This window comes from Streptomyces sp. NPDC002054, from assembly GCF_040296685.1.
In the GTDB taxonomy this organism is placed as follows: Bacteria; Actinomycetota; Actinomycetes; order Streptomycetales; family Streptomycetaceae; genus Streptomyces.
Window position 1 is genome coordinate 59733 of sequence record NZ_JBEOXT010000041.1, and the last position, 9431, is coordinate 69163.

Consider the following 9431-nt stretch of genomic DNA (forward strand, 5'->3'; position numbering starts at 1 on the left):
AAGCACGGACCGACCATACCGAGGTTTGCCCCCCGCCATGCGACGTCACCCCGCCGCCCGGGCGCCGCCCCACCCGGACGCTAGTGCGGAGCCCCGCGCCAGCCCGAGACGGGGAGGGCGAATTTGGCCACCAGCCGGTCCGTGAACACGGCGTGGTGCAGCCGGGCGAGGCGGACCGGGACGGTGCCCCGGCGGACCTCCACACGGGCGCTCGGCGGCAGCTCCACGGTGCGCCGGCCGTCGCACCACAGCACCCCGTGCGGGGTACCGGTCTGGATCTCCACGGCCAGCACCGATGTGGGCGAGGTCACCAGCGGCTTCGCGAACAGCGCGTGCGCGCTGATCGGGACCATGAGCAGCGCCTCCACCTCCGGCCAGACCACCGGTCCGCCCGCGGAGAAGGCGTACGCCGTGGAGCCGGTCGGGGTCGCACAGACGATGCCGTCGCAGCCGAACCCGGACACCGGCCGCCCGTCGATCTCCAGGACGACCTCGAGGATCCGCTCCGGGGACACCTTCTGCACGGCGGCCTCGTTGAGCGCCCAGTCCCGGTGGACGATGTCCCCGTTGCTGCGGACCACCACATCGAGGGTCATCCGCTCCTCGACCTCGTACGCCTTGGTGACCACCCGGTCGACCACCTTGTCGAGGTCGTCGCGCTCGGCCTCGGCGAGGAAGCCGACCCGGCCCAGGTTGACGCCGAGCATCGGCACGCCGGAGCCGCGGGCGAACTCGGCGCCGCGCAGCAGGGTGCCGTCGCCGCCCAGCACGATCAGCAGCTCACAGCCGTCGAGGACGCCCTCGGTGGTCTCGGTGACCAGCTCCACCTCGGGCGGCAGCGGCAGGTCGGCCGCCTCGTGGGCGAGGACCCTGACCCCCAGCCCGCAGCGCAGCAGCCCCTGGACGACCAGCTCCGCACTGCGGATGGCGGCGGGCCGCCCGGTGTGGGCGACCAGGAAGACGGTCCTCCCCGTCGATGGAGTCGATGAAGCTGTAGAACTCGAAGAACTCGATGAAGCTGTAGAACTTGTCACCGCGGCCCCTCCGCCACTGCACGGTCAACATCCGCCGGGTCGAGTGCCGGTGCCCCCGCCCGCAGCCACAGAAAGTATTCGACATTGCCCGACGGTCCGGGCAGCGGGCTCGCGGTCACACCGAGCACGCCGAGCCCGAGCGCGCCGGCCTGCCGGGCGACCTCCCGGACCGCCTCGGCCCGCAGCTCGGGGCTGCGGACCACACCGCCGCTGCCGAGCCGCTCCTTGCCCACCTCGAACTGGGGTTTGACCATCAGCACCAGGTCGGCGCCGGGGGCGGTGCAGCGCACCAGCGCGGGCAGCACCAGTCCGATCGAGATGAAGGACAGGTCTCCGACGACCAGGTCCACCGCAACGCCGTCGATCTGTTCCAGGGTCAGCTCGCGCACGTTGGTGCGGTCCTTGACGGTGACCCGGTCGTCGCTCTGCAGGGACCAGGCGAGCTGCCCGTAGCCGACGTCCACGGCCACCACGTGCGCGACGCCCGAGCGCAGCAGGACATCGGTGAAGCCGCCGGTGGAGGCGCCCGCGTCGAGCGCCCGCCGCCCTTCGACCAGCAGCCCCTGCGGCCGGAAGGCGGCCAGCGCCCCGGCGAGTTTGTGTCCGCCGCGCGAGACGTAGTCGGGATCGCTGTCGTCGCTCAGCACGACCAGCGCGGCGCTGGTCTCGACCTGGGTGGCGGCCTTGGTCGCGGTGGTGCCGCCGACGGTGACCCGGCCCGCGGCGATCAACTGGCCCGCGTGCTCGCGCGAGCGCGCCATCTTGCGGCGTACCAGTTCGGCGTCCAGGCGGCGGCGTGCCACTCCTGCCACGTTCGGTTCAGCTCCTGATGTCGTACGGTCGGGATGCCGGGGGCGCGTCCAGCGCGGTCAGCGCGTCACGCAGTCCCCTGTGCACATCCTCGTACACCTCGACGTGCCCGTCCGCCGGGAGGTGGTCGGCGTCGGCCAGCCGCGCGAGCTGCGCGTCGATCTCGTCACGTCCGGTGGGGTTACGGGCCACCCCGAGCGGGGCCGGCCCGGCCGCCGGCTCCGTGGTGGGCTCTTTGTCGGTCATGGCCCAGACGCTACCCCCACGGGCTGCGATACGGTCGACAGCACCATGGCGACGATCGAGGAGTGCCGAGCCGCACTCAACCAGCTTTCCGGCAACCTGGCCCGGGCCGATGCGGACGTGCGCGGCGCGACCGCGTTCGACCGGTCCCTGAGCTGCCACATCACCGACCTCGACCAGACCTTCACGGGCCGGCTCGACGGGGGCCGCATCCGGGTGGACACGGCGACGCCGGGCCCGCCCCGGGAGAAGGCGGAGATCCGGCTGGCGATGACCGGCGACGACCTGGTGGCGATGGTCGAGGGCCGGCTGAACTTCGCCAAGGCCTGGGCCTCCGGCCGAATCCGCCTGGACGCCGGCTTCCGCGACCTCCTCCGCCTCCGCAGCCTGCTCTAGGGCACTCCCGGAGCCCACCTCGGCCCACCTCAGCCCCGCCGACGTGTGAGGCGCGGGGTCCGGGGCGGAGCCCCGGCAGCCCGGCCGCAGCCCCGCTCCACCGGCGCAGCCGCGGCTCGGGCGGGGACGAGGCGCGGGCCGCCCCACAAAGCCCGCTACGCCACCACCGCCGCCGCGCGGCGACGCGCGCTCCGGGCCGCCGGGACCACCAGTGGGGTGCCGGTCGCCGGGTCGGGGATCACCTGGCACCGGAGTCCGAACACCTCCTCCACCAGTTCCGCGGTGACCACCTCGGCCGGCGGCCCCTCCGCCACCACCTCGCCCGCGCGCAGCGCGATCAGGTGCGTGGCGTACCGGGCCGCGTGGTTCAGGTCGTGCAGCACTGCCACCAGCGTCCGCCCCTGCTCCTCGTGCAGCTCCGCGCACAGGTCCAGCACATCGATCTGGTGCTGGATGTCCAGGTACGTGGTCGGCTCGTCGAGCAACAGCAGCGGCGTCTGCTGCGCTAGGGCCATCGCGATCCACACCCGCTGCCGCTGGCCGCCGGACAGCTCGTCCACGGCCCGGTCCGCCAGCTCCGCGACGCCCGTCGAGGCCATCGACTCGCGGACGATCCGCTCGTCCTCCGGGGACCACTGCCGCAGCAGCCCCTGGTGCGGGTACCGGCCGCGGGAGACCAGGTCGGCGACGGTGATGCCGTCCGGGGCGATCGAGGACTGCGGCAGCAGCCCCAGCGTCTTGGCCACCTTCTTCGCCGGCAGCGAGCCGATGGCCTGCCCGTCCAGCAGCACCCGCCCGGCCGTCGGCTTCAGCATCCGCGACAGCGCGCGCAGCAGCGTGGACTTGCCGCACGCGTTCGGCCCGACGATCACCGTGAAGGAATGGTCGGGGATCTCCACCGACAGGTTCTCGGCGATGACCCGCTGGTCGTAGCCGAGGGTCACGTTCTCCGCGGTCAGCCGCTGCACCGGGTTGCTCCTCAGGTTCTGTTCCGGGGCGGTCATATCCGTCCCGCCTTGCGTTCGGTCACGAGCAGCCACAGCAGATAGACCCCGCCGACCAGCCCGGTCACCACACCCACCGGCAGCTGGTCGGAGCCGAAGGCCCGCTGCGAGGCCCAGTCGGACACCAGCAGCAGTACGGCGCCCATGAGCGCGCCGGAGACCAGGTTCGAGCCGGGCGACCGGGTGAGCCGCCGAGCCAGTTGGGGCGCGGCCAGCGCCACGAAGGCGATCGGTCCGGCCGCGGCGGCTGCGGCCGTGGTCAGCAGGATCGCCGCCGCCATCAGCAGCACCCGGATGCGTTCCACCCGTACGCCGACCGCGGCAGCGGCATCGTCGCCCATCTCCATCATCCGCAGGGCCCGGCCCTGCCCGAGCACCAGCGGGAACACAACCGCGCAGGTGGCCGCCAGCGGCCACACCTGGTCCCAGTCCCGGCCGGCCAGCGAGCCGGTCAGCCAGATCATCGCGCGGGTGGCGTCGACCAGCTGGGACTTGGTCAGCAGGTACTGGATGCCGGCGATCAGCATGGCGGAGGCGCCGATGCCGACGAGGACCAGCCGGTAGCCGTTGATGCCGCGCTTGTACGCGAGGAGGTAGATGGCAGCGCCGGTCAGCAGGCCGCCCACCAGTGCCCCGACGGCCACCTCACCGGCATCGCCCTTGAACAGGACGATGACCCCGAGGGCGCCGACCGCCGCACCGTGCCCGAAGCCGAGCAGGTCGGGCGAGCCCAGCGGGTTGCGGGCCACCGACTGGAAGACCGCCCCGGCCATCCCGAGCGCGGCGCCGACCAGCACGGCCACCAGAACCCGCGGCAGCCGCAGGTCGTTGACGATGAACTCGTCGGCCGGGGTGCCGTTGCCGAGCAGGGTCTGTACGACGTCCCAGGGCGCGATGGGGAAGTCGCCGGTGCCGACCAGGACAACGGCCATCGCGAGCATCACGGCGGTCAGCGTCAGCCCGGCGACCAGGGCACGCGGCTCGATCCGCAGCGAGGTCCGGCCGGGGCCGCGCAGCGCCCGCGGCTTGGAGTTCACGGTCACAGCTGGGCCATCCTCTTGCGCCGTACCAAATAGATGAAGACGGGCCCGCCCAGCAGCGCGGTGACGATGCCGACCTGGAGTTCGGCGGGCCGGGTGACGATCCGGCCGACGACATCCGCGCCGAGCAGCAGGACCGGCGCAAGCACGGCCGAGTAGGCGAGGACCCACCGCATGTCCGGGCCGGTGAAGGCGCGTACCAGGTGCGGGATCATCAGGCCGATGAACACGATCGGCCCGCAGGCGGCGGTCGCGGCCCCGCAGAGCAGGGTGATGGCGATCATCGCGGCGATCCGGGTGCGGTTCAGGTGGGCGCCGAGGGCGCGTGCCGTGTCGTCGCCCATGGCCATCGCGTTGAGCGGCCGGCCGAGGGCCAGTGCGAGGAGCGCGCCGGCCAGCAGGAAGGGCGCGACCTGCCGGACGGTCTCCATATTGGCCGAGGCCAGCGAGCCGACCGTCCAGAAGCGCAGCTTGTCCATCGCCTTGCTGTCCATGAGCTGGACGGCGTTGATGTAGCCGACGAGGGCCGCGCTGGCCGCCGTACCGGCGAGGGCCAGCCGGACCGGGGTCGCACTGCGGCTGCCCCCGAGCACGTACACGACCACCGACACCACGGCGGCGCCGGCGAACGCGTACCAGACGAACTCGTTGAGCGAGGTGGCGCCGAGGAAGCTGATCGCGGAGACCACGGCTGCCGCGGCGCCGGCGTTGACGCCGAGGATGCCGGGCTCGGCCAGCGGGTTGCGGGTCAGCGCCTGCATGACCGCGCCGGACAGGCCGAGTCCCATGCCGACCATCAGGCCGAGCAGGGTGCGCGGGATGCGGAGGTCGTGCACCACCACGTCCGAGGGCGTGCCGGTGTAGTGGAACAGGCCGTGCCAGACCTCCTCCAGCGGCATCGCCTTGGCTCCGATGGCGAGGCTCGCCATCGCGACCAGCACCAGGGCGGCGCAGGCGGCCAGCAGCCCGCCGGCGCGCGCCCCGGCGCGGGCGCGGGGGGCTGCACCGCCGGGCACAGCGCCCTGTTCAGAACTCTCAGCACTCTTGACCAACACGAAAGTTAGGTTAGCCTACCCTCGCATTGCCCCCGAGGGTCGTACGTCCCGCCCCGGCAGGCCTACAGACCCAGCCCTGCCAGAGCCTTCCCCGCGTCCAGCGCACAGGCCCCGTCCCCGGCATGCGTCCAGGCCGCCGCGCACAGCGCCCGCAGCCCGTCAACCGGATCCACTTCCCCCTGAACCGCCGTCAGCACCAGCCCACCGCCCTCGACCCCGGCCTGCCAGCCACCGCACCGGAACGACCCGGCGTGCTCACGCACCTCCGGCTGACCGGTCAACAGCCCCCGCAGGTCCCGGTCCACATACGTCGGCCGGTACTTCGGCTCGGCCCGCAACAGCTGTGCCGCGTCCGTCACCCCCGTCAGCACCAGCAGGGAGTCCACCTCCCCGTTGAACGCCCCCTCGATGTCCGTGTCGAGCCGGTCGCCCACCACCAACGGCCGCCGGGCCCCGGTCCGCAGGATGGTCTCGCGGTGCATCGGCGGCAGCGGCTTCCCCGCCACCTGGGGCTCCGCACCGGTGGCGATCCGTACGACCTCCACCGCCGCACCGTTGCCCGGCGCGATCCCCCGCGTACCCGGAATCGTCAGATCCGTGTTGGACGCGAACCACGGCACCCCGCGCGCGATCGCGTACGAGGCCTCCGCGAACCGCCCCCACGCCAAGTCCGGCCCGCCGTACCCCTGCACCACGGCCGCCGGATCGTCCTCCGCCGACTCCACCGGCACCAGCCCGCGCTCGCGCAGCGCCACCCGCAGCCCCTCACCGCCGATGACCAGCACCCGTGACCCCGCCGGCAGCTGATCGGCGATCAGCCGGGCCACCGCCTGCGCCGAGGTGATCACCTCCCCGGCCTCGGTCGGAATGCCCAGCTCGGTCAGGTGCTCGGCAACCGCCTCCGGAGTACGCAGCGCATTGTTGGTCACGTACGCGAGATGCATCCCGTCCGCCCGGGCCGCCCGCAGCGAATCCACCGCGTGCGCGATGGCACGCCCGCCCGCGTACACGACCCCGTCGAGGTCCAGCAGAGCCGTGTCGTACGCCTCGTGCAGCCGCTGCGCACTGCCCGCGGGCCTGGTCCTGCTCTGCCGGCTCATCCGCATCCGCTCCATGGATCTTGTCCGAATTCCGTACTCCCCGATCATCCCGCATGACGAGACGCGACTTACCATGCACCAATGACCACACCAGGTATCGAGGAACACGGACTGCGGCTGATCCCGTTCCACGGACTGCGCTTCGTCCCCGAACGCGTCGGCAGTCTCGCCGCCGTCACCTCGCCGCCGTACGACGTGGTCGTACGCCCGGACGGCCTGAACCACCTCGAGTCCGCGGACCCGCACAACATCGTCCGCCTCATCCTCCCGCAGGCCGGCACCCCGGACGAGCGCAACGAGCAGGCCGCCCGGACCCTGCGGGACTGGCTGGCCGAGGGCGTCCTCCGCACCGACCCCGAGCCGGCCCTCTACGTGTACGAGCAGCGCAAGGGCGAGCTGCTCCAGCGCGGAATCATCGGCGCCCTCGCCCTGTCGGCCGCCGACGCCGGCATCGTCCTCCCCCACGAGGACGTCATGCCGCAGGTGGTCGCCGACCGGGCCGGTCTCATGCGCGCCACCGCCGCCAACCTCGAACCCCTGCTGCTCACCTACCGCGGCGAGGACCCCGACGGCACTGCCGCGGAGATCGTGGAGGCCACCGCCGGCCGCACCCCGCTCCTCGCCACCACCACCGAGGACGGCTTCCGGCACCGCCTGTGGGCGATCACCGACCCCGCCGAGGTTGAGGCCGTCACCAGGGACCTCGGCCACCGGCAGGCCCTCATCGCCGACGGCCACCACCGCTGGGCCACGTACCTGCGGCTGCAGGCCGAACACCACGCCCCGGGCGCCTGGGACTTCGGCCTGGTCCTCCTGGTGGACACCGCCCGCTACCCGCTCCAGGTCCGCGCCATCCACCGCATGCTTCACCGCCTGCCGCTGTCCGAGGCACTGGCCGCCCTCGACCCCGGCTTCCGGGTCCGCACGGTGGACGGGCCGCTGCCCGCCGCGATGGCGGCGCTCGGCGAGGCCGCCGCGACCGGGAACGCCTTCCTGCTCACCGGCGACGGCCGCTTCCACCTGGTCACCGACCCGGATCCGGCCCTTCTCGACCGGACCGTCCGGCACGACCGCCCGGAGGCCTGGCGCCGGCTGGACGCCACGGTCCTGCACGCCACCCTCCTCGACGCGCTGTGGCACGTCCCGGACACCCCCGAGCACATCGGCTACATCCACGACACCGAGGCCACCGTCGAGATGGCCGAACGGCACGGCGGCACGGCCGTACTGCTCCATCCCGTACGGGAGGAGGTGGTGCGGGACCTGGCCCGCCAGGGGGTCACCATGCCCCGCAAATCCACCTCGTTCGGCCCCAAGCCGGCCACCGGCCTGGTCCTGCGCAGCCTGGACGCCTGACCCCCGCACAACGAAAAAGGGCGGTACCCCGTGCGGGGTACCGCCCTTCTTCATCTGCGACTAGGCCTTGCCGTCGGCATCGTCCACGTCAGCATCCGCTTCCGCATCCTCATCCGCGTCTGCATCCACGTCCACGTCCACGTCCACGTCCACGTCCGCGTCCGCGTCCGGGCCCTCGATCGGCTCGTACTCGTCGTCGTCCTCGTCGTAGTACTCGGTCACGTCCGAGGCCGACTCGGCCGCCGCCAGCTCTGCGGCTTCGGCTGCGTCCAGCGCATCGTCCTCGTCGTCCTCGTCCATCGCGTCGACGAACTCGACCCCGTCCATCTCGGCGAGCCGGTCGGAGGCGTCGGTGGCCCCGTCCTTGTCCGCCTCGGCGGTCTTGGCGAACCACTCGCGCGCCTCGTCCTCGCGGCCGGCGGCCAGCAGGGCATCGGCGTACGCGTACCGCAGGCGCGCGGTCCACGGCTGAACGGCGCTGGAGGCCAGCTCGGGGCTCTGCAGGGTCACGATGGCGGCGTCCAGCTGCCCCATGTCCCGCCGCGCACCGGCCGCAACCAGCCGCATCTCGACCTGACCGGCCTTGTCCAGCTTCTGCACCTCGGGCTCGCCGGCCATGGCCAGCGCCCGCTCGGGCCGGCCCAGACCGCGCTCGCAGTCGGCCATGACGGGCCACAGCTCGACCGAACCGGTCATCCGCTTGGCTGCCCGGAACTCGGCCAGCGCCTCGCTGTACTTCTGCGTCGCGTACGCGGCGAAGCCGGCGGCCTCGCGGACGGCGGCGACCCTGGAGGCCAGGCGCAGGGCGATCCGCGAGTACGCGTACGCCTGCTCGGGGTCCTCGTCGATCAGACGGGCCACCATCACCAGGTTCCGGGAGACCTCCTCGGCCAGGCCCTTGGGCAGGCTGAGGAGCTCCTGGCGGACGTCGGAGTCGATCTCGTCGCCGGTGACGTCATCGTCGATCGGCAGCCGCTTCACCGGCTCGCGGTCGCTGCGGTCGCGGTAGTCCCGGTCCCGCTCGTCACGGCCACCCCGGTACCCGCCGCGGTCGCCGCCACGGTCATCACGGCCACCGCGGTACCCACCGCGATCGCCGCCACGGTCATCGCGACCGCGGTAGCCACCACGGTCCCCACCGCGGTCGTCACGACGCTGGTAGCTGGGACGGTCCCCACCACGGTCGTCACGCCCACCGCGGAAACCACCACGGTCATCGTCACGGCGCGGGTAGCTCGGACGCTCGCCACCGCGGTCATCACGACGCGGGTAGCTCGGGCGGTCCCCGCCACGGTCATCACGCCCACCGCGGAAACCACCACGGTCATCGTCACGGCGCGGGTAGCTCGGACGCTCGCCACCGCGGTCATCACGACGCGGGTAGCTCGGGCGG

Annotated in this window: 10 protein-coding genes and 1 pseudogene; 2 read left to right on the forward strand and 9 right to left on the reverse strand. The window is 72.8% G+C overall.

Annotation, left to right across the window (positions count from 1 at the left end):
* Positions 1 to 80: 80 nt before the first annotated feature.
* From ABT123_RS31045 to ABT123_RS31055, 3 genes are read right to left on the reverse strand one after another with little or no spacing between them, the layout of a single operon-like run.
* Positions 81 to 1034 (reverse strand): NAD kinase, encoded by a 954-nt coding sequence (locus ABT123_RS31045; protein ID WP_351320717.1) that lies wholly within the window; start codon positions 1032 to 1034, stop codon positions 81 to 83.
* Positions 1031 to 1846, reverse strand: coding sequence for a TlyA family RNA methyltransferase (locus ABT123_RS31050; RefSeq protein WP_351320719.1), 816 nt, complete (start codon positions 1844 to 1846; stop codon positions 1031 to 1033). The genes ABT123_RS31045 and ABT123_RS31050 overlap by 4 nt, the downstream gene beginning before the upstream one ends.
* A gap of 7 nt (positions 1847 to 1853) precedes the next feature.
* Positions 1854 to 2090, reverse strand: coding sequence for a hypothetical protein (locus ABT123_RS31055; protein ID WP_351320721.1), 237 nt, complete (start codon positions 2088 to 2090; stop codon positions 1854 to 1856).
* Between the two features lie 45 nt (positions 2091 to 2135).
* Between ABT123_RS31055 and ABT123_RS31060 the strand changes: the two genes are divergently transcribed.
* Positions 2136 to 2483, forward strand: a complete 348-nt coding sequence (locus ABT123_RS31060; protein WP_351320723.1) for an SCP2 sterol-binding domain-containing protein — start codon at positions 2136 to 2138, stop codon at positions 2481 to 2483.
* A gap of 155 nt (positions 2484 to 2638) precedes the next feature.
* Here the strand turns inward: ABT123_RS31060 and ABT123_RS31065 are convergent, their stop codons facing one another.
* The 4 genes from ABT123_RS31065 to ABT123_RS31080 form a co-directional block, all read right to left on the reverse strand.
* Positions 2639 to 3487: an ABC transporter ATP-binding protein gene (locus ABT123_RS31065; RefSeq protein ID WP_351320725.1), complete on the reverse strand. Its 849-nt coding sequence runs from the start codon at positions 3485 to 3487 to the stop codon at positions 2639 to 2641.
* Positions 3484 to 4524 (reverse strand): FecCD family ABC transporter permease, encoded by a 1041-nt coding sequence (locus tag ABT123_RS31070; RefSeq protein ID WP_351320741.1) that lies wholly within the window; start codon positions 4522 to 4524, stop codon positions 3484 to 3486. The genes ABT123_RS31065 and ABT123_RS31070 overlap by 4 nt, the downstream gene beginning before the upstream one ends.
* Before the next feature lie 2 nt (positions 4525 to 4526).
* Positions 4527 to 5456: a FecCD family ABC transporter permease gene (locus tag ABT123_RS31075; protein WP_351320743.1), complete on the reverse strand. Its 930-nt coding sequence runs from the start codon at positions 5454 to 5456 to the stop codon at positions 4527 to 4529.
* Between the two features lie 188 nt (positions 5457 to 5644).
* Complete coding sequence (locus ABT123_RS31080; protein ID WP_351320727.1) at positions 5645 to 6682, reverse strand: HAD hydrolase-like protein; 1038 nt, start codon at positions 6680 to 6682, stop codon at positions 5645 to 5647.
* Positions 6683 to 6763: 81 nt separating this feature from the next.
* On the opposite strand from ABT123_RS31080, the gene ABT123_RS31085 reads away from it, so the two are divergent.
* Positions 6764 to 8038 (forward strand): DUF1015 family protein, encoded by a 1275-nt coding sequence (locus tag ABT123_RS31085; RefSeq protein WP_351320729.1) that lies wholly within the window; start codon positions 6764 to 6766, stop codon positions 8036 to 8038.
* Positions 8039 to 8098: 60 nt separating this feature from the next.
* On the opposite strand, the gene ABT123_RS31090 is transcribed toward ABT123_RS31085, so the two are convergent.
* Positions 8099 to 9019 carry a tetratricopeptide repeat protein gene (locus ABT123_RS31090; protein WP_502971104.1) on the reverse strand — a complete coding sequence of 307 codons (921 nt, stop codon included), beginning with the start codon at positions 9017 to 9019 and terminating at the stop codon, positions 8099 to 8101.
* Positions 9016 to 9431: pseudogene (locus tag ABT123_RS31095) on the reverse strand (hypothetical protein); the annotation flags it as partial. The gene ABT123_RS31090 and the pseudogene ABT123_RS31095, both read right to left, overlap by 4 nt.